Source organism: Ruthenibacterium lactatiformans (assembly GCF_000949455.1).
Taxonomy (GTDB): domain Bacteria; phylum Bacillota; class Clostridia; order Oscillospirales; family Ruminococcaceae; genus Ruthenibacterium; species Ruthenibacterium lactatiformans.
The window spans coordinates 112,169-130,450 of record NZ_JXXK01000001.1 but is presented as its reverse complement, the minus strand read 5'-3'; the positions used below and the strand labels follow the sequence as shown (position 1 = coordinate 130,450).

Annotated in this window: 18 protein-coding genes and 1 pseudogene; 11 read left to right on the top strand and 8 right to left on the bottom strand. The window is 50.8% G+C overall.

The annotated features are described in order from the left end of the window. Positions 1-74 precede the first annotated feature (74 nt). From tgt to TQ39_RS00605, 4 genes are all read left to right on the top strand, one after another. Entirely contained in the window at positions 75-1,205 is a 1,131-nt protein-coding gene (gene tgt / locus TQ39_RS00620) for a tRNA guanosine(34) transglycosylase Tgt (protein ID WP_050004193.1), read from the top strand. A gap of 109 nt (positions 1,206-1,314) precedes the next feature. Further along, entirely contained in the window at positions 1,315-1,629 is a 315-nt protein-coding gene (gene yajC, locus TQ39_RS00615) for a preprotein translocase subunit YajC (protein WP_050004192.1), read from the top strand. A gap of 61 nt (positions 1,630-1,690) precedes the next feature. Continuing rightward, entirely contained in the window at positions 1,691-2,107 is a 417-nt protein-coding gene (locus tag TQ39_RS00610; RefSeq protein ID WP_050004191.1) for a TIGR04086 family membrane protein, read from the top strand. Positions 2,108-2,188: 81 nt separating this feature from the next. Beyond that, on the top strand, positions 2,189-2,833 hold the full coding sequence (locus TQ39_RS00605) for a hypothetical protein (RefSeq protein ID WP_050004190.1): 645 nt from the start codon (positions 2,189-2,191) through the stop codon (positions 2,831-2,833). Between the two features lie 59 nt (positions 2,834-2,892). Here TQ39_RS00605 and TQ39_RS00600 read toward each other — a convergent pair whose 3' ends face one another. From TQ39_RS00600 to radA, 3 genes and pseudogenes are all read right to left on the bottom strand, one after another. Beyond that, on the bottom strand, positions 2,893-3,591 hold the full coding sequence (locus TQ39_RS00600) for a tyrosine-type recombinase/integrase (RefSeq protein ID WP_270261718.1): 699 nt from the start codon (positions 3,589-3,591) through the stop codon (positions 2,893-2,895). A gap of 15 nt (positions 3,592-3,606) precedes the next feature. Continuing rightward, positions 3,607-3,963 (bottom strand): annotated as a pseudogene (locus tag TQ39_RS21805) (phage integrase N-terminal SAM-like domain-containing protein); the annotation flags it as partial. 198 nt (positions 3,964-4,161) lie between these two features. Next, a complete protein-coding gene (gene radA / locus TQ39_RS00595) occupies positions 4,162-5,538 on the bottom strand; it encodes a DNA repair protein RadA (RefSeq protein ID WP_082052062.1) in 1,377 nt (458 codons plus the stop codon). A 141-nt stretch (positions 5,539-5,679) separates the two neighbouring features. On the opposite strand from radA, the gene TQ39_RS00590 reads away from it, so the two are divergent. Then, complete coding sequence (locus TQ39_RS00590) at positions 5,680-6,417, top strand: YaaA family protein (RefSeq protein ID WP_050004187.1); 738 nt, start codon at positions 5,680-5,682, stop codon at positions 6,415-6,417. A gap of 75 nt (positions 6,418-6,492) precedes the next feature. Here TQ39_RS00590 and TQ39_RS00585 read toward each other — a convergent pair whose 3' ends face one another. From TQ39_RS00585 to TQ39_RS00565, 5 genes are all read right to left on the bottom strand, one after another. Beyond that, positions 6,493-7,248, bottom strand: a complete 756-nt coding sequence (locus tag TQ39_RS00585; protein ID WP_009325698.1) for an amino acid ABC transporter ATP-binding protein — start codon at positions 7,246-7,248, stop codon at positions 6,493-6,495. 3 nt (positions 7,249-7,251) lie between these two features. Further along, a complete protein-coding gene (locus TQ39_RS00580; RefSeq protein ID WP_009325697.1) occupies positions 7,252-7,920 on the bottom strand; it encodes an amino acid ABC transporter permease in 669 nt (222 codons plus the stop codon). An 80-nt stretch (positions 7,921-8,000) separates the two neighbouring features. Next, positions 8,001-8,879, bottom strand: coding sequence for an amino acid ABC transporter substrate-binding protein (locus TQ39_RS00575; RefSeq protein WP_050004186.1), 879 nt, complete (start codon positions 8,877-8,879; stop codon positions 8,001-8,003). A 119-nt stretch (positions 8,880-8,998) separates the two neighbouring features. Continuing rightward, the gene (locus tag TQ39_RS00570) at positions 8,999-9,616 is read right to left on the bottom strand and encodes a TetR/AcrR family transcriptional regulator (RefSeq protein ID WP_050004185.1); all 618 of its coding nucleotides are present in this window, start codon (positions 9,614-9,616) and stop codon (positions 8,999-9,001) included. A gap of 1 nt (position 9,617) precedes the next feature. Beyond that, entirely contained in the window at positions 9,618-10,853 is a 1,236-nt protein-coding gene (locus TQ39_RS00565; protein ID WP_009325694.1) for a cation:proton antiporter, read from the bottom strand. Between the two features lie 377 nt (positions 10,854-11,230). Here TQ39_RS00565 and TQ39_RS00560 point away from each other — a divergent pair, with 377 nt between their 5' ends. The 6 genes from TQ39_RS00560 to TQ39_RS00535 all read left to right on the top strand — a co-directional run bounded on the left by TQ39_RS00560 (position 11,231) and on the right by TQ39_RS00535 (position 18,015). Next, positions 11,231-11,908 carry a response regulator transcription factor gene (locus TQ39_RS00560; RefSeq protein ID WP_050004184.1) on the top strand — a complete coding sequence of 226 codons (678 nt, stop codon included), beginning with the start codon at positions 11,231-11,233 and terminating at the stop codon, positions 11,906-11,908. Continuing rightward, positions 11,901-13,109, top strand: a complete 1,209-nt coding sequence (locus tag TQ39_RS00555) for a sensor histidine kinase (protein ID WP_009325692.1) — start codon at positions 11,901-11,903, stop codon at positions 13,107-13,109. The genes TQ39_RS00560 and TQ39_RS00555 overlap by 8 nt, the downstream gene beginning before the upstream one ends. Before the next feature lie 170 nt (positions 13,110-13,279). Beyond that, a complete protein-coding gene (locus tag TQ39_RS00550) occupies positions 13,280-14,287 on the top strand; it encodes an ABC transporter ATP-binding protein (RefSeq protein WP_050004183.1) in 1,008 nt (335 codons plus the stop codon). After that, on the top strand, positions 14,284-15,147 hold the full coding sequence (locus TQ39_RS00545; RefSeq protein ID WP_050004182.1) for an ABC transporter permease: 864 nt from the start codon (positions 14,284-14,286) through the stop codon (positions 15,145-15,147). Before TQ39_RS00550 ends, TQ39_RS00545 begins: the two co-directional genes overlap by 4 nt. Beyond that, the gene (locus TQ39_RS00540; RefSeq protein WP_050004181.1) at positions 15,147-16,592 is read left to right on the top strand and encodes a GldG family protein; all 1,446 of its coding nucleotides are present in this window, start codon (positions 15,147-15,149) and stop codon (positions 16,590-16,592) included. Before TQ39_RS00545 ends, TQ39_RS00540 begins: the two co-directional genes overlap by 1 nt. Beyond that, entirely contained in the window at positions 16,579-18,015 is a 1,437-nt protein-coding gene (locus TQ39_RS00535; RefSeq protein ID WP_050004180.1) for a DUF4340 domain-containing protein, read from the top strand. The genes TQ39_RS00540 and TQ39_RS00535 overlap by 14 nt, the downstream gene beginning before the upstream one ends. Positions 18,016-18,282 lie beyond the last annotated feature (267 nt).

Here is an 18,282-nt window from a genome sequence, read left to right as displayed (position 1 = left end):
GGGGATGCATTTGCCCGTTATAACGGCCCGCCGCATCCGTTTGCAAGCCTGTAACAGAGAGGAACGGTATATCAATGTACAAGCTATTGAAAAACGAAGGTTCCGCCCGCCGCGGAGAATTTTCCACTGTGCACGGAACTGTGCAGACTCCCGCCTTCATGAACGTTGCAACTGCGGCGGCCATCAAGGGAGGTCTCTCCGCGTTCGACCTGAAGGCCAACGACTGTCAGGTAATGCTGTGCAACACCTATCATCTGCATCTGCGTCCGGGTGACAAAAACGTAGCCAGACTGGGTGGATTGCATAAGTTCACGCGCTGGGACGGCCCCATCCTCACGGACAGCGGTGGATTCCAAGTGTTCAGCCTGTCGAAGCTGCGCAAGATTACTGAGGAAGGTGTTACGTTCAATTCCCATCTGGACGGCCACCGCATCTTCATGGGGCCTGAGGAGAGCATGCAAATCCAGGCAAACCTCGGTTCCACAATCGCCATGGCGTTTGACGAATGCATGGAAAACCCCGCGGAATACCAGTATGCAAAAGCCTCCTGCGATCGGACGGTTCGCTGGCTGAAGCGCTGTAAAGCAGAACTTTCGCGTCTGAAAGGCGAGGGCCTCGCCGTAAACCCTCATCAGCTTCTGTTCGGCATCAATCAGGGATGCTGTTATGACGACCTGCGCGTCGGCCATATGCAGGAGATCGCAGCGCTCGATTTGGATGGTTATGCCATCGGCGGCCTTGCCGTGGGCGAACCCAAAGAAGAAATGTACCGTGTGATTTCTGTGGTGGAAGAGCACATGCCCAAGGATAAGATCCGCTACCTGATGGGTGTGGGTACACCCGGCAACATCCTCGAGGGCGTACGGCGCGGAGTGGATCTGTTCGACTGTGTGATGCCCAGCAGAAATGCGCGTCATGGGCATCTGAACACTTGGAAGGGCATCATCAACATCAAAAACGCGAAATACGAACTGGATGAACAGCCGTTGGACGAGGCATGCTCCTGCGAGTGCTGCCGCAATTTCTCCCGCGCGTATCTGCGCCACTTATTCAAGGCTGACGAGATGCTGGGTATGCGGCTGGCCGTGATGCACAACCTTCATTTTTACAACAACCTGATGCTCCGTATCCGCGAAGCACTGGACAACGGTACCTTTGATGCGTTTTACCGCCGTTACGTGAATCTCCTGGACACCCGTATCTGACCACACCGCAAAAAGGTGAACAAACTGCAAAAAAACGGGAAAACACTTGCAACAGCGCGCTTTTTTCGGTATACTTTATGATAACGCTTATAAGGAGGAATATTTTTCAATGAGTGCAGAGACAACCAGTATGCTCGTCACATTCGTCCCGCTGATCGGTATGGTGGTGCTGCTTTATTTCTTTATGATTCGTCCCCAGAAAAAGAAAGAGAAGCAGGCCGCTGATATGCGTAATTCCATCGAAGTGGGCGACGGTATTACCACCATCGGCGGCATTGTTGGCCGCGTTGCCAGCATCAAGGAGGATACCTTTGTGCTGGAGACGGGGTCCGACCGTGTGAAAATGCGCTTCAAACGCTGGGCGATTCAGGACGTCGAGAAGCTTTCGCTGGATACCCCGGCGGACAGCAGCGCCAGCAAATAAATCCGGAATGAACAGACACCTCCATGCATACCTTTTGATAGGAACATGGGGGTGTTGTTTTATGCAAAAACGCAAAATGAGTGCCGAACGCGGTGCGCCGCGCCTTGCGGCACATGCCCTGGCCGGAATGGTGAGCGGCCTCGCGTCGGCATTCATCCTGTTTGGGCTGGTCGCAGCCGTTTGCTGCAAGGTGGATATTCCGCCGCATCTGCTTTTGCCTCTCTCCACCGTGGCAGTTTCGTTCGCAATGCTGCCCGCCGGGCTTGTTTTTGCAGCACTGCACGGAGAAAAGGGGATGCTGTACGGTCTGCTCATGGGGGCAATGTTTTTTGTGGCGCTCTGGATCGCAGCCTTGGCGCAGGGGCAGACCGAATTCACATCTCTGTCCGCCGTGAAAGGCGTTGCAATGATGTCTGCGGGCGCTATCGGAGGATATTTGGGCATCGCCCTCCGTGAACGCCGCCGCCGCATTCATTGAAAAAGCCCGTCCGTAAACGAATAAACCCCGCATTTCACTCATATCCTGTACAAAGCTTGTACAGCAAAGAGGAGTGTTAAAATGCGGGGTTTTATAAAGCCAAGGTTTACTCGTCTGCACATGCCATTTCGTGCGAAGGCAGAAAGAAGCCGCCATTCGTTTCATCTGCAGGCCGTCAGTCTGGCATTGGCTCTGCTGGCCGGAGTGCTCTGCGGCAGCTTCTGGCAGCATGCCTCCCAACAAAATGTATACCTGTCTTATTTTGCAGAACAATATCTTGCCGGGCACAATACCGGCAGCTTTTCCGCGGCAATGTCGGTATCCTTTTTGTCGGCTATGATATTACAGGCCGTCGTGCTTTTTTTCAGCCTGTCCTGTATCGGCGCGCCGGTGCTTGCCTGTGTGCCCGTACTGCGCGGTATTTCTATCGGATGTGTATCCGCCTACCTGTATGCCTCTATGGGGATGAGGGGTCTATTGGCCAATCTGATCCTTTTCTGGCTCCCGGCTATCCTGCAATCCGTATTTCTGGTTTTATTTACAGACGCTGCACTGGATACTTCCACAAGCCTGTTCCGGCTGAATTTTCTGGAACAGGCAACCGGAGCGGGCACCAAAATTAGCCGTTGCCTGCGGATTTTTGTTGTTTCCTCTCTCGGTATGCTGCTTGCGGCAATCTTGGAAGGGCTTCTTGCCGTAATATTCGCTCCCGTTTTCTTGAAATAAATGATCCTAACCGATGCACCTTAACCGCCATAAGGAGGAGGGGACAGGGAAAACGGCGTTCAGAGTTCGTCATCCGAATGCTTAGGCAGCGCTGCAGCCTTTACCGGCTGTTCAGGCGCTTTTTCAAAATCGAGCTTTGCAAAAGGAGACGCCTGGGCTGCCTGCCGAAGCTGTGCCGTCCCCATGTGGGTATAGATTTCTGTTGTGGATACATGCGCGTGGCCCAAAATCTCCTTGAGGGCGAGCATATCCACATGGCCTTCCTGATACATCAGCGTCGCCGCCGTGTGCCGCAATTTGTGAACGGAATATCCTTTTCCAGACAAACCCGCCGCTTTCAGACAGTTGTCCACAATTTGCTGGATACGCCGCGCGGAAAGGCGCTTCCCGGTATGCTTGGAAACAAAAAGAGCTTTTTTGTCCTGCAAATTCGGCAGTTTGGCGCGCTCGTCGCACAGGCGGCGCAGTGCAGTATTACACGCATCGTTCAAATAAACGAGCCGCTCTTTATTGCCTTTCCCGACGATCCGGATCGTGCCGTCATCATGAATATCGGTAATATTGATATTAACCAGTTCACTCAAACGCATCCCGCAATTCAAAAACAGCGTTAGGATACAATAATCGCGTTCGTAAAAGTCGGACTGCACATTTTTCAGCAGTTCGACGCCTTCATTCAATGATAAGTACTTGGGCAGACGTTTTTTCAATGCCGGCGTTTCCACGTCATCGGTGGGATTTATTTCCAAAACCTTCATTTTATTGCACAGATACTTATAAAATCCTTTCAGGCTGGAAAGCTTGCGTGCGCGAGTCGCGGGAGCGTTATCACGCTCCCGCGTGACATAATGCAGAAATTCGTAGATATCGCTGGTCGTGACGCTTTTGATTGTATCCAAATCCACGCGGCGGATGTCGATTTCATCCGGAGGCACATCTGCCGGGACAAGCCCGTGTGCCTGCATTAAAAAACGAAAAAAGGTGCGCAAATCAATGTAATATCCGTTCACTGTACGCGGCGAAAGGCCGCGGATGGTTTCACTGTCGTACAGATAACGTACGACAAGCTCCGGACAATCTTTATAGTCGCCATGTTTGTTTGGCTGGCGAGGATCAATATAGGTGCTCAAACCAATGACAAATCTTTAATCTCTCATCTTATTATAAATCAATCCCCTGAATTTCGCTAAATTTTGATTTAGCGAAATTGCTCCTATTCCTCATTCCTGTCGGATATGTCCCTCCCTTCGCTGAAATTCGGAGATTTTTCAAGATCAAGATTCGTCGTCCCTCCCTTTTTAGATTAATCCATAACTGCATTGAATCGTCTACAATAGCTGAATCGCTTGCTTCACATACGTTACACCCAGCAATTCCATTGTATTGAATTCCTTCGGATCGATTTGTGCAAGGCTGTGCTTGGGCACGACCGCACGTACAAATCCCATACGCTGCGATTCTCGAAGACGATATTCTAGATTTGTTACGTTTCGCACCTCACCGCCAAGCCCGACTTCACCAATTGCAATCATATCGTCCGGTACAGGTTTGTCCATCAGGCTGGATACGACCGCCAGGCAAACCGACAGATCGCATGCAGTTTCGTCCAGTTCCAGGCCGCCTACAATATTGATATAAACGTCCAAATTACCCAGAAAATATCCTGCCCGCTTTTCCAGCACGGCCAACAATAGGTTCATCCGGTTGAAATCAAACCCGGATGCGGCGCGGCGCGGCGTGCCAAAGCCTGTTTTGGTTACCAGCGCCTGAATCTCCGACAAAATGGGACGCGTTCCTTCCATCGTGCATGCAACACAATTGCCGCTTACGCCAATCGGGCGCCCTTCCAGCAGCAGCTTGGAAGGATTTTCAATCACTTTCAGTCCGGTGCCCGTCATGTCGAACATGCCGATCTCATTGGTGCTCCCATAGCGGTTTTTAGCAGCACGAAGCACGCGGTACGGCAGCATTTTATCTCCTTCAAAATAAAGCACGGTGTCAACAATATGCTCCATTACTTTCGGCCCGGCAATTGCGCCGTCCTTATTGACATGGCCCACAATAAATGTGGGAATTTCCAGCGTTTTTGCCACGGTAAGCAGCCGCGCCGTGCACTCCTTGACCTGCGACACGCTTCCTGCCGAGGATGATATCTCCGCACAGTGCATCGTCTGGATAGAATCAATAACGACAATGCCGGGTTTTGTTTGTTCAACCAAATCGCAAATTGAACCGATATCGGTCTCCGCCGCCAGCATGATATTTTCTTCTTCTACCCGCAGGCGTGTTGCCCGCAGCTTAATTTGCCTTGTAGATTCCTCTCCCGTGATGTAAAGTACATTCACTTGCCTGGAGATTGCCCCACATAATTGCAGAAGAAGCGTGGACTTTCCCGCGCCCGGTTCGCCGCCCAACAGCACGACGCTTCCCAAAACAATACCGCCGCCCAACACGCGGTCCAGTTCACTGATTCCGGTGATGATGCGGCTGTGCTCTTCCGTGGTGCTGATGTCCTTAAGCCTGCTGGCGATGATGGCCGCGTTTCCTGTCGCCGGAGCAGATACGCCCTTCCCTTTCGTTTCTTTTACGATGTCTTCCACCATTGTGTTCCATTCCCCGCAAGAGGGGCAGCGTCCCATCCATCTGGGGCTTGCTTCTCCGCAGGAGGTGCAGACGTATACAGTCTTAAATTTTTCCTTTGGCATAATAAGATTTCTTCCTGTTTATCCATAGTTTTGTTGTTTGTTACAGTATAGCATCAAACCCGTTCAAAATAAACAGGCTTTGAAAAAAACATCCCAAAGATGTTATACTAATCTTATATTGCCAGAAGGAGGCTGCACGAAATGCTCGCGATCCTTTCTCCCGCCAAAAACATGCACCGTGTGCCCACTCCGCCGCATGCTACGCGCCCTATGTTTTTGCAGCAGACCGAAACCCTCGCAGCATCGATGAAGCGTTATGCGCCGTTTCAACTGGAGAGCGTTCTGAAGGTCAACCCACAGCTTGCGCTGCGTGCATTTACGGATATCCAAGACTGGAATGCGTCTATCCCCGGCTCTCCCGCGCTCCTCAGCTATCACGGACTTGCTTACAGCGCTCTTGATGCCGCAACGCTCTCCCGGGAGGATCTCACCTTCGCTCAGGATACTCTTCGCATCCTGAGTGCTTTCTATGGCGTGCTGCGCCCATTGGATAACATTCTTCCGCATCGTCTCGATTTTGAAAGCAGTTTTCGCTGCTGCGGCAAAACAATGTATGAATTTTGGGGCAGCATGCTGCATGATGCCGTTTTTCAGGCCGGCGCCCCTGTTATCAATCTTTCTTCTGCCGAGTATTCGAAAGCGGTTTCCCGATATCTTCGCGCACAGGATGTTTTTATCACCTGTGATTTTCTGGAATTTAAACACGGAAAATGGTGCATGCCGGCGACCCATGCAAAAATGGCACGCGGCAAAATGGCACGGTTCATCGTGAAAAACCGCTTGACAGCGCCGGAACAGCTGAGCCTTTTCGAAGAAGACGGATATTGTTTTTCTCCGAAGCTGTCGACCTCCAGCCGCTATGTGTTTTCACGATCGTAATCAACCTGTAAAGCCAATAGACATTACAGTGCAAAAGCAACCAGGTGCTTTCGCATCTGGTTGCTTTTGCGCTTTTTAATGGATAGACTGTAAAAATGCACGCAGCCGCGGGCTTTCAGGGCATTCGAACAACTTTTCAGGAGTGTTCTCCTCCAGTATCTTTCCTTCGTCCATAAAGAGAACGCGGCTGGCGGAATCTCTTGCAAAACGCATATCATGCGTTACGATCAACATTGTAACCGCGCGCGCCACCAGCTTCTGTATCGTGACAATTACTTCGTTGGTCGTCTCAGGGTCCAGAGCGCTTGTCGGTTCATCAAACAACATGATCTGCGGATTCATTGCCAGCGCCCGAGCAATCGCAATGCGCTGCTTCTGTCCGCCGGAAAGCTGTGCAGGATAATTGTCCGCTTTATTTCGAAGCCCCACAACATCCAAAAGTTCCATGGCTTCCGCCAGAACTGCCGCCTTGTCCCGCTTGAGAATACGCAGCGGCGCGACGGTGATATTCTCCAGACATGTCAGATGCGGGAAAAGGTTAAAATGCTGGAACACCATTCCTGTTTTGGTGCAGATACGCCGCACTTCTTTTTCGGGGGGATATTTCGCCGTGCCTTTCACTGTGTCCACCAGCACATCCCCATCAATGACGATGCGGCCGGCAGAAACGCGTTCCAAATTGTTCACACAGCGCAGCAATGTGCTTTTGCCGCTGCCGGACGAACCGATGATCGCCACCGCTTCCCCTTGCTCCACCTGAAGGGAAACATCGTCCAGCGCTGTAAATGAACCAAACCGTTTGCTGACATGCTCGATCGACAAAATCGCCATATCTCACGCCTCCTTCCTCTCATGGCGGGAAAACCGCTTTTCACACCACTGCGAAAGCAGCGTGAGCAAAAAGGTGAGCGCCAGATAAATCACGGCAGCAATAAAAAATGCCGTAGGATTTACATCCCGGTTGTTGGCGTCCTTGGCCGCTTTCAGCAATTCTCCCACACCAATTGCCGTCACTAGGGCCGTATCCTTGATGAGCGTGATGACCTCGTTGCTCACAGGCGGAATTACACGGGCGATGGTCTGAGGGATGATAATGATGCGCATGGTTTGCCAGCGGCTGAAGCCGAGCGTCTTGGCCGCTTCGTGCTGGCCGTGGTCGATAGACTGCACACCGGCTCGATAGATCTCTGCAAAATATGCCGCATAATTCATCGTGAATGTAAGTACAGCGGCTACGGTATTTTCCATCCGGAACGCGGGCCCGAACATAATGGGGAGCCCGTAATACACAAAGAACAGCTGAAGCATCAGCGGCGTGCCGCGGAACACCCAAATATATGCCTTTGACAAAAAACGCACCGGAAAGAAGCGTGAAATCGATCCCAGGGCAAACGGAAGACCCAAAGGCAGTGATAAGACCAACGTCAGGAAGAACACCTGAAGCGTCTGCCACGTTCCTTTCAACAGTGCCGGCAAAATCGCCTGAATATATTCAAGATTCATCTTCGCTCCCCTTTTTGCAGTTCTCTGTGGCGCCCCGCAAAAAGCGCGGGCGGGGCGGCCCCGTCCGCGCTGTTCACATTTTAGCCTTTGACGACGATATCCGCGCCGAACCAGGCTTCGCTGATCTCCGCTGCTTTTCCGCTTTCAATCAAAGCGTTAATAGCGTCGTTGACGGCCTGCGTCAGTTCAGCGTCACCCTTACGGAATCCGATCGCATACAAATCGTCTCCAAAGTCCACTTCCGAGACGGCAAAAATGCTCCCCAGCTTGGCGTTTTTGTAACCGCCGTATACTTCATCGATGATCATGCAGTCCAGACGGCCCGCCTGCACATCCAAAATCACTTCATCATAAGTAGGATACTCCGTAATTTTGTCCTGAATGGACGCGTAAACGGCATCGTTCGTTACCGCTTCAAGCGCTGCGCTGCCGGCCTGGATGCCGATGTTATAATTCGCAAGATCCTCTTTGGCAGATACTGTAACGCCTTCCTTCGTCATAATGACGATTTTGTTGTTCAGATATGCCTGGGATAGGCTCATCGCTTCCTCACGTTCCGGCGTGATGGACATTCCATTCCAGATGCAATCGATATTTCCGGAAGAAAGCTCCATTTCCTTCGCATCCCAATCAATAGGCTGGAATGTCGCCTTTACACCCAATTCTTCGCACACTGCCGTAGCAAGGTCAATGTCGAAACCAACAAGGTTTCCGCTTTCGTCCCGGAAGCCCATGGGAGCGAATGTATCATCCAGACCGATGACAAGTTCGCCTTTTGCCTGAATATCCGCGAGTGTGGTGCCATATACGCTGCTGTTCACCGCACTCCCCGAAACCGAAGCTGGTTCAGATGCGCCGGCAGCGCCGGAGGAAGACACGCCCGCGCCGGAACCGCCGCAGGCAGTCAGTACAGTACCCAAAACTGCCGCGCTCAAAATAAGGCCGAAAATCTTTTTCATACGCTTTCAAACTCCTCTCATACCACAGTTCACTGCGGCGAGATTCATTATACTATATTACGCTATCATAGTAAAGTGAAAAATTGCTGAATATCCGTTTTTTTGCAAGAAAACACTTCTCACCTTTTCAATATGCCCAGAAGCAGCATGTCCAGAACTTCTTCGGCAGCCGCCAGCATAGAGCGAGCATCTTTGGGGTCATCTTTTGCGCAATACTGCTCCAGTATCCGGCGGAACACACACTCCAGGCTTTCCAAATAACGGGCTGCATGTTCTGCTTTTACAGCGGGACGCAAAGACATTTCGGCAATCACCTCTTGCAGGAAACGCCGGTTCATTTCACGCACGGGACGCCGCAGTTCCAGAATATCCGCTCTCAAGTGCTCCGGCATATGTACCATCGCACTCTCAAAAATCACTTCCCATGCGGGCTCCCGCGCAAAGAAGCGCTCGCGAAGCATGAAATATTGACGGATAGCGGCATGACTGTTTTCTTTTTGTATTTGCGTCGATTCTTCCTGGATATACGCCTGCAGTGATTGAAACAATTCTTTAACGCAAAGAAGAAACAATTCATCCTTGCTGGAAAAATAATGATACATCATCCCTTTCGAGATTCCGTGGCGCGAACAGATCCGGTCCATCGTCACGGTCTCGTATGGCTGCGCGCCAAATTCCGCCAGCGCCGCCTGAAAAATCGTCTTTTTTGCATGCTCCTGCCGTTCCCTTTGCGTCATATCACGGATTCCTTTCCGCCTGATGCAGTTCTCCTGCCCATTCAAAGCCTTTCTTTGCCATAAAAACAGCGATGATTTCATTGATAACCGCTGCGGCTGCAATCGTTCCTTGAATGATAGAAGCACACTCCGGCGCCGGGCCGTTCAGTACAGAGACCGCGATGCCGGTAAACACCAGCGATACTCCCGAATGCGGCAGCAACGTAAACCCTAAAAATTTTTTGACTGTCTGCGGCGCATGCGTGACGGATGCGCCCAAATATGCACCGCTGTATTTGCCTATCGCCCGGGCCGTGATATAGATGGCGGTATAAAGGCCTGCTCCGAAAATCAAATGGTAGTCCAGCGGCGCCCCCAGATTCAGTATCGCGATGATCAGGCTTATTCCGATTACAGGGTCCATCACTTTCATGATTTCTGCAAGCTGTTTCTCTGAAATCATATTTGCAAACACCGTCGAAAACGCCATACCAATAAGCAAAAAATTGATGGCCGGTACAGGCAGAACATATTGATTCAGCACCATGCCTATTGCCGCCGAACACAGCAGCAGCAACAGCATTGCGGCAAGCGCTCCGCTTGCCGTATGGGCTTTTTGAAGCAGTTTTCCCGCTACAAAGCCTGTTGCCGCTCCTATGAGCACAGGGAGAAAGACAAGAAACAGCACGCCCAAAACCGGAATCCCTGCCGTCGAAACGTGAGCCGAAACAAGCGCAACAACCGTAAAGAACACCAGTGCCCCGACAAGGTCGTCCAGCGCCGCCATAGGAATCAGCGTGCTCGTGACAGGCCCTGCAGTTTTCATTTCATTCACAATGGAAAGTGACGGGGCTGGTGCTGTGGCTAAAGCGATACCGCCGAACAGGAATGCCAGGTACAACGGCACGCCCGTTATCCCAAAAATGACGCCGAACACCAGGCTGACGACCAGAAATGTCCCCAGGGATTCGGTGATGGTCGTGACAACGATTTGCTTGCCGGCCTTTTTTATCTTGCGCCAGATAAGCTCCGTACCAATCATGAGGCCCACGACGCACTCCAGAATGCTTTCCGCAGTAGTATACCATGCGGCTTCCATCATGGGCTCGTTCAGAAGGCCCAGTGCGTGCGGGCCCAATGTCATACCTGCCAACAGCCATCCAAGAATTGCCGGCAATTTGAGCTTTGAAACCAGTTTTCCGAACAAAAAAGCAACAAAAACTGCGAAAATCAATTTCAACACATCTAAAAACACCATATTAAGCAGCACCCCAAAAATATAGACGAAGTCGTCTATTTATTGCGTCTTTTAGCATATCACTTTTAGACGGAACAGTCTATATCTTTTTTGTAAACTTTATTCGGCTGTCTAAAACCGTGGGAATTTGAGTTCTTTTCAGTTCAGACTTTTCCACTTATCCCCTTTCAAATTCCATTCGTCGGGTATCTCTCATAAACCTGGCGGCAAATCCTGCACCGGTTTGACATTTTCAACTCGCGCCAGGCGGAAGCACTTCTGAAAAATAGTGTGAAAATATCTCTGTCACTTGCTGCACTAAGCATACATCATTTTCAGCTTCACTTCAGTATTTTGATGTAATATAATAAAACCGAACACTGGAGGTAAAAGGCATCATGAGAATCCTGATTATAGAAGATGAAAAACTGCTGGCCGATTCGCTTAAAGCCCTGCTTGAGCAAAATGGCTTCGAAGCCGATGCCGCCTGCGACGGCAAAACCGGTGAGTATTATGCTGCGCTGGGAATTTATGACCTGCTGATCCTGGACGTGATGATGCCGGAGCGGGACGGTTATGAGGTGGCCCGGCGGCTTCGGGAAAGGCGGATGGAAATGCCCATCCTGATGCTGACGGCCCGATCTGAACTGGACGATCGAGTGACAGGGCTGAACGCCGGCGCCGATTACTACCTGACGAAACCCTTTGATACGCAGGAATTGTTGGCCTGCGTCAATGCATTGCTGCGCAGACAGGGCGTACATGTGGACGTGCTTTCCTTTGGAAATACCGTTCTGGACTTAGCCAGCGCCACACTGGTCTGTGGAGCGGAGCGTATTCGGCTTTCCTCCAGAGAGTTTGAGATCATGCGGCTTCTTCTCCGGGCGGAGGGAAATAACATTTCCAAGGAAACGATCCTCACCAAGGTATGGGGATATGACTCTGATGCGGTGGAAAATCACGTGGAGGTATACATCGGTTTTTTGAGAAAGAAACTTGCGAATATTGGCTCCAACGTGCGGATCGAGGCGATCCGCCGGCTGGGATATCACCTGGAGGTATGCGTACATGCTTAAAAAGCTGCGGCTCAAATTTGTGTTGATCAACATGAGCATCGTGACCATCATGCTCTGCGTCATCCTGGGATTGGTCTTTTATTTTACCAGCGCGAATCTGGAGGCCGCGAGCATCAATATGATGCAGAATATTGCGGCCAACCCACTCCATCTCGGAGTTCCCAATGAGAGAGAGAAGGATATTCGCCTGCCTTATTTTACGATCCAACTGGGACTGCGCGGTGAGCGCATTGCTGCCGGCGGCGGCTATTACGACTTATCTGACACGGATTTTCTGGATGATCTTGTAAACGCTGTTTTTTCGTCTCCAAAACAGCTTGGCATCATTGAGGAATATAACCTGCGATATTACCGCTCGGATATGCCGCTGAACCATTGTCTCGTGTTCGCGGATATCTCCAGTGAACGCGCGACGCTGAACGCTCTGCTCGGCACCTGCGGCTTCATCGGCGCGCTTAGCTTCCTCGTATTTCTCGGCATCAGCATCCTGCTTTCCCGATGGGCGGTAAGGCCGGTAGAGACGGCGTGGATGCAGCAGCGGCAGTTTGTGGCGGATGCTTCGCACGAACTGAAAACCCCACTCACCGTAATCATCACAAATACGGAACTCGCCCAAAGCAACGAGTGCAGTGAATCCGTCCGAAGGACATCACTGAACAATATTGCAGCGGTGTCCAGGCAAATGCGCAACCTGATTGAGCAAATGCTTGAGCTTGCACGCGCGGATAACGCTCGAGGAAAAGAACTTTCCGGCAAGGTGGAGCTGGGCAAGCTTATTTTAAATGCTCTGCTGACCTTTGAGCCGGTATTCTTTGAGCGCGGACGTATGCTGGAGCAACGGGTCATTGAGGATATTCATGTACAAGGCAGCGCGGAACAGCTCCGACAGATCGTGGATATCCTGCTGGACAATGCCCAAAAGTATTCCAGAGAAAGCGGGAAAACGTGGGTGAGCCTTCAAAAGAATGGGAAAAAGCGATGTCTTCTGACCGTAGAAAACGAAGGCGAGCCGCTTTCGCCGCAGGAAGCACGGGATATTTTCAAGCGATTTTATCGTGCCGATAAAGCGAGAAGCCGTACCGGAAGCTTCGGGCTTGGATTGTCCATTGCGGAACGCATTGCAATGCAGCACCATGGAAAAATATGGGCAGAAGGAAGAGATGGGGTCAACTGTTTTTTTGTGGAGCTTCCCTGTCTGTAACACAATCGAAAGAAGGCCAAACGCCGTACGCACTGCGGCGCTTGGCCTTCTTTGCGTACGATCTTCAGTGATCTATCTGACATCAGGCTGCGCTTTCAGCGTCATTTCAGCTTTGTGTGTTAACATGGAAATGCTGACAAAGCATAGCAAACAGGAATGGAGGCAAAAACATGATATCGGTCGAACATTTGACCAAATGCTATGGCGGCTTCAAGGCAGTCGATGACCTTTCGTTCGAAATCGACGAGGGACATGTATATGGCTTTCTGGGGCCAAACGGCGCCGGAAAATCCACCACCATGAACATTATGACCGGCTGTTTGTCTGCTACAGAGGGAAGCGTTAAAATTGATGGTTACGGCATCTTTGAAGATGCAGGCAAAGCAAAAAAACTGATTGGCTATCTGCCGGAGCAGCCGCCGCTGTATATGAACGAAACGCCGATGGAATATCTGCGTTTTGTAGGTGAGGCCAAAGGGCTTCATGGCGCAGAGCTGGAATCTCAAATCGAGGAAGTGATCCGCCAGACAAAAATCGGAGATGTGAAGGGCCGCAGGATTTCCGCGCTTTCAAAGGGTTACAAGCAGCGCGTCGGAATCGCGCAAGCGCTGCTGGGCAATCCGAGGGTCATCGTCCTTGACGAACCAACTGTCGGTCTGGACCCCATGCAGATCATTGAGATCCGCGCGCTGATCAAAGAGCTGGGACAAACGCACACTGTTATTTTCAGCTCACACATCCTGTCAGAGGTGCAGACGATCTGCGACCGGATTTTGATTATCGCCAAAGGAAGACTGGTCGCCTTTGATGAACCGGAGAACCTGGAAAAAAGGCTGCTGGCGCCGAACGAGATCACCATCACAGCCGACTCGTCCCAACAGGAGATCCGGGAGATCCTCTCCTCCGTCAAAAACATCTCGGATGTGCGCATCGAGGCGCGGGATGAAAGATTTGTACAGGCGCATATCAAAACCGACTGTGAAGATATTTTTGCAGTATCCCGCGCAGTGTTTTTTGCCTTTTCCACAAGAAAAACAGCTCTGCTTGAGATGTCGCTGAAAAAAGCGAATCTGGAGGACGTGTTTATCGAGCTGACAGAGAACGACAGAAAAAAACAGCCGTCTGAAGGACGCGCCCAAACAGCTAAAGCGGGAGAAAGTGAGGGAATGAGTAAATGACTGCGGTATTGAAGCATGAATTGCGGGCGTATTTCCATTCGCTGACCGCCTATGTGTTCGGCGCATTTCTGTTGGCTTTTGTTGGGATCGGCGCCATGATGTATAATCTTCAGGCATCTGTGAGCAACTTTGAATATGTTCTCAGCTTCGGCTGTCTCGTCTTTGTGGTCATCGTCCCAATCCTGACGATGCGCGTCATCGCGGAGGAGCGCAAGCAGAAAACAGATCAGCTCCTGTATTCCCTGCCCATCACCACCACACAGGTAGTCATCGGGAAATATCTGGCACTGCTCACAGTCTATCTTATCCCTCTGTGCATCATCTGTATTTACCCGCTGATTTTCTCGCAGTTCGGCGACGCTTATCTCTTGACATCCTATGGTTCTGTTTTTGCCTTTTTTGTTCTGGGCGCCGCGCTGATTGCAGTGGGCGTGTTTATTTCTTCCCTTACAGAAAACCAGGGCTTTGCCGCGGGCATCGGCATTGCTGTAATTTTGCTGAATTATTACAGCGTCAGCCTTTCAAAGTACGTCTCTTCCACGGCAACCGGCTCTGTGATTGCTCTGGGCGTTATTGTTCTGGCTTTGGGGGCGGTAATCCGATATTTGACAAAAAACGATAACCTCGCCTATGCGTTCAGTTTTATTCTGCTCCTGGCAATTGCGGCGGTCTGCTTTATCGACAGCTCTAAATTTGAGGGTTTGCTGCCGCGCATTATGGAAAAGCTGTCGCTGTTTGAGCGTTTTTACACCTTTGTCAACGGAGTGTTTGACATGACGGCCATCGTATATTTTCTGTCGGTTATTGTATTCTTCCTGTTTCTGTCTGTGCAATCGCTTGAGAAACGGAGGTATAACTGATGAAAAAGATGAACCTGCTAAAGAAAAATCCGCCAAGTTACAACGCCTTTCGCGGCGGCTCGTACTCGCTGATAATCTCTGCCGTAGTGCTGGCACTTTTGGTCGTGGCAAATGTCTTTGCTTCTGCCCTGCCCTCCGCAATGACAAAATACGACATCAGCTCTACGAAATTGTACTCCGTTACAAGCAACACAAAGGTAGTTGTGAACGCACTGGAGCAGGACGTGACGATTTACTGGATCGTTCAATCCGGAAAAGAGGACGACATCATTGAAAACCTGCTCAGCAAGTACGAAACCCTTTCCGGGCATATCAAGGTCGTAAAGAAAAACCCGGACGTTTTCCCGACCTTCACGGAACAGTATACAAACGAAACCGTTCAAAACAACAGCTTGATTGTGGAATGCGGAGACCGCAGCCGGTTTATCGGCTATGACGATATCTATATCCAAGAAGCAGATGTGTATTCCTATTCCTACAACACCTCCTTTGACGGCGAAGGCGCCATTACCTCAGCCATTGATTATGTGGTCAGCGAGGAACTGCCGCAGTTGTATATGCTGGAGGGGCACGGCGAAGCAGAGCTTCCGGCTACATTCAGTGAACAAATTGAAAAGGAGAACATTGAGGTCAGCAGCTTTTCACTGTTGACGGTAGATTCCGTGCCGGAGGAAGCGGACTGTGTGCTGATTTACGCACCCACCAGCGATATTTCCGAGGAAGAACAGAAAATGCTGGCCAACTATGTGACAGACGGTGGAAAGCTGCTTGTCATGGCAGGGCCCACAGAGGAAGGGACGCTGAAAAATCTGTACGGTCTGCTGGAGGCATATGGCGTAGAGGCCAGCGACGGCGTAGTAATTGAGGCGGACCGGGAACACTATGCGTTTCAGGCGCCTTATGTACTGCTTCCGGATATGGCCGGTAGTGACATTACAGACTCTCTGATTGAAGAAAATTATTTTCCCATCATGCCGATTTCCCAAGGGATGAAGAGCACCGGCTCTTCCGGAAATGGGACTGTGACAGAGCTGCTCACGACCTCAGACGCAGCCTTCAGCAAAATTGCAGGATACAGCCTTTCCACCTATGAAAAAGAGGAGGACGACATTGACGGTCCATTCTCTGTTGCACTCTCGGTCGAGGCCAACAGCGGCGGGAAAATCGTCTGGTTCGCCTCGTCGAGCTTCCTTGAGGATATGTACAATGCCTATTCCTCTGGGGCCAACGGAGACATGGCCATGAACGCGTTGTCATCTCTGGTCGGCGAGAGCGAAGCCATGGCGATTCGAAGCAAGTCGCTGAATTACAATTATCTGACGATCAGCGCGTCCACGTCCTCTTTGCTGAAGGTGATGATGATCGGCGTGTTCCCGCTTTTGTATCTGGGAATCGGCATCTGCGTGGTATTGACAAGGAGGAAAAAACAGAATGAAACGGTATAAAAGGCTGTATCTGCTGCTGGGCGTTCTGGCCGTCGCCTGCATCGCAACCTTCGGTGTACTCCGATTCGAAGAACATCAGGAGCAGATCAAAAACAGCGATGAAATCATTTTGAAGGTTCCCAGCGACACAGTAACATCGCTGTCGTGGGAGTATCAGGAGGAATCCCTCTCTTTTCACAAGGAAGAAGTATGGCTTTACGATGAAGATGAAGCGTTTCCTGTAAGTGAGGAAAAGATAAATGGACTGTTGGCGCAGTTTGAGGAATTCGGCGCGTCCTTTATTATTGAGAATGTTCAAGATTACGGTCAATACGGGCTGGATGTCCCGGTTTGCACCATCCGGTTTTCCACCGATGAACAGGAATATGAGGTGCAGTTGGGCGATTACAGCAGCATGGATTCCGAGCGGTACGTTTCAATCGGAGATGGAAATGTCTATCTGGTGCAAAACGACCCGCTGGATCAGTTCGACGCAGTGCTCAGCGACATGATCGACCACGATGATGTCCCCCGCTTCGATGCCGTGGCTTCGATCCAATTTTCCGGAGATGAAACATACAGTATCGTTTATGAGGAGGGCAGCGATAACACCTATTGTGCCGATGATGTTTATTTTGCCCAAATAGGCGGCGAAATGCTGCCGTTGGACACCGAACGCGTGCAGAGCTATCTGGACAGTATAACCGACGCAGTTCTGACGGATTATGTCACCTATAACGCAACGGAGGAAGAGCTGCAGTCCTATGGGCTGGATTCACCGGAACTGACAATTTCGCTGAACTACACTTCGGAAGACGAAGATGGCGAGAGCTTTTCCGATGCCTTTGTGCTGAATATCAGCCGGGCTCCTGATGAAAAGACTGCGGCCGAAGCGGATGAGACAACCGAAGCGGAGAGCAGCGTCGAAAACGGAGAGACAGACAGCAAAGAGGAAGAGATTACGGCTTACGCGCGGGTTGGGGAATCGCAGATCGTCTATCAGATATCTGCAGCAGATTACAAAGCGCTGACAGCCGCGGCGTACAACTCTCTTCGTCATCTTGAGGTGCTCAGCGCAGACTTTGCAGACATCGAGCAAATCGACATTTCTCTTGATGGTGCGGAGTATACCATTGCTTCCGAAAAAAAAGGCAACGATCGCACATATTTCTATGGCGAGGAAGAGCTGGATATCGCCATGTTCCAGAGCGCTCTGGAAGGCTTGGTTGCGGAAAGCTTTACGTCCGAGCAGCCCTCGCAGCAAGAAGAGATTGGCCTGACGGTTTATCTGGATAATGAAAATCATCCGGAAGTTCAGATTAAACTGTATCGCTACGACGGCTCTCACTGCCTTGCGGTGGTTGACGGTGCGCCGGTGTCGCTGGTGACGCGTACCAGCGCAGTCGATCTGATCGAAGCCGTCCATGCCATTGTGCTGGACTAAAAGCGCGTGAAAGCACATGGGAAAACCATTTAATAAGCGGCCGCCGGAATGATTCCGGCGGCCGCTTATTGGTTTCCAGCAATACGGAGGATGTCTTTCATTTATGGGTATGCGGCACCATCCGTTATGGAAAGCTTTGCTTGAACTTCAATAGTGTAAACTTTATAAAATTTTTTCTTCGTTAATAAACCAATCCGAACCCATCGCCAATCGGCACAAGTTCGGATTCACGTGAAAAAACAAAGACTCTTTTTGACACCAAATGTG

Excerpts from the sequence above, each read along its gene's own strand:
- tgt (WP_050004193.1), top strand. The coding sequence starts at position 75 with ATGTACAAGCTATTGAAAAACGAAGGTTCCGCCCGCCGCGGAGAATTT.
- yajC (WP_050004192.1), top strand. The coding sequence starts at position 1,315 with ATGAGTGCAGAGACAACCAGTATGCTCGTCACATTCGTCCCGCTGATC.
- TQ39_RS00610 (WP_050004191.1), top strand. The coding sequence starts at position 1,691 with ATGCAAAAACGCAAAATGAGTGCCGAACGCGGTGCGCCGCGCCTTGCG.
- TQ39_RS00605 (WP_050004190.1), top strand. The coding sequence starts at position 2,189 with ATGCGGGGTTTTATAAAGCCAAGGTTTACTCGTCTGCACATGCCATTT.
- TQ39_RS00600 (WP_270261718.1), bottom strand. The coding sequence starts at position 3,591 with ATGAAGGTTTTGGAAATAAATCCCACCGATGACGTGGAAACGCCGGCA.
- radA (WP_082052062.1), bottom strand. The coding sequence starts at position 5,538 with ATGCCAAAGGAAAAATTTAAGACTGTATACGTCTGCACCTCCTGCGGA.
- TQ39_RS00590 (WP_050004187.1), top strand. The coding sequence starts at position 5,680 with ATGCTCGCGATCCTTTCTCCCGCCAAAAACATGCACCGTGTGCCCACT.
- TQ39_RS00585 (WP_009325698.1), bottom strand. The coding sequence starts at position 7,248 with ATGGCGATTTTGTCGATCGAGCATGTCAGCAAACGGTTTGGTTCATTT.
- TQ39_RS00580 (WP_009325697.1), bottom strand. The coding sequence starts at position 7,920 with ATGAATCTTGAATATATTCAGGCGATTTTGCCGGCACTGTTGAAAGGA.
- TQ39_RS00575 (WP_050004186.1), bottom strand. The coding sequence starts at position 8,879 with ATGAAAAAGATTTTCGGCCTTATTTTGAGCGCGGCAGTTTTGGGTACT.
- TQ39_RS00570 (WP_050004185.1), bottom strand. The coding sequence starts at position 9,616 with ATGACGCAAAGGGAACGGCAGGAGCATGCAAAAAAGACGATTTTTCAG.
- TQ39_RS00565 (WP_009325694.1), bottom strand. The coding sequence starts at position 10,853 with ATGGTGTTTTTAGATGTGTTGAAATTGATTTTCGCAGTTTTTGTTGCT.
- TQ39_RS00560 (WP_050004184.1), top strand. The coding sequence starts at position 11,231 with ATGAGAATCCTGATTATAGAAGATGAAAAACTGCTGGCCGATTCGCTT.
- TQ39_RS00555 (WP_009325692.1), top strand. The coding sequence starts at position 11,901 with ATGCTTAAAAAGCTGCGGCTCAAATTTGTGTTGATCAACATGAGCATC.
- TQ39_RS00550 (WP_050004183.1), top strand. The coding sequence starts at position 13,280 with ATGATATCGGTCGAACATTTGACCAAATGCTATGGCGGCTTCAAGGCA.
- TQ39_RS00545 (WP_050004182.1), top strand. The coding sequence starts at position 14,284 with ATGACTGCGGTATTGAAGCATGAATTGCGGGCGTATTTCCATTCGCTG.
- TQ39_RS00540 (WP_050004181.1), top strand. The coding sequence starts at position 15,147 with ATGAAAAAGATGAACCTGCTAAAGAAAAATCCGCCAAGTTACAACGCC.
- TQ39_RS00535 (WP_050004180.1), top strand. The coding sequence starts at position 16,579 with ATGAAACGGTATAAAAGGCTGTATCTGCTGCTGGGCGTTCTGGCCGTC.